The following is a 520-nucleotide window of genomic DNA, read 5'->3' on the forward strand; positions in this document are numbered from 1 at the left end:
ATCATAGAGCGGGTACAGCCAAAGATTCAGGCCCCTCGTCCATCTGCAGTACCCGTATCAAAGCCATCACCATCACCAGCAGCGTCATCGGTTCGTCCGGCACGCACCCCGTCAGGAGGCAGCACGGTAAAAGCTACCCTGAAGGAACTCATCGGCAGCAGTTTGAAACTATCACCTGAATCCCTTGAAGAAGACAAGACCTTTACAGAATACGGTGTGGACTCCCTTCTGGTGATGGAGTTGACCAAAAAACTAAGCGAGCGCTACGGCACCCTTGATACGACCGTATTATTTGAATATGACACGATCAGTTCGTTGTCCACGTACCTGGAACCCCTTCATCAATCCGTTTCTGACGAACCGGTTGCAGACCATGAAGAAGTCCTATCCTCTTCCCCGGTATCCATCAGCTTTGATTCCACCCCTGCGGCAGTACCGCTGACGAGTGAACCAGAAGCACCCTCATCAAAAGCGTTGAGAGCAGAGCAAGCCGATACAGGAGATTTTGATATCGCCGTTA

Annotated in this window: 1 protein-coding gene; it reads left to right on the forward strand. The window is 51.3% G+C overall.

Going from position 1 to position 520, the window contains the following annotated elements:
- Positions 1-162: 162 nt before the first annotated feature.
- Positions 163-520 (forward strand): acyl carrier protein (locus E1163_RS00100; RefSeq protein ID WP_246223437.1); only part of this gene is annotated, 358 nt, incomplete at its 3' end.

Source organism: Fulvivirga kasyanovii, from assembly GCF_009711405.1.
GTDB classification, from domain to species: Bacteria; Bacteroidota; Bacteroidia; order Cytophagales; family Cyclobacteriaceae; genus Fulvivirga; species Fulvivirga kasyanovii.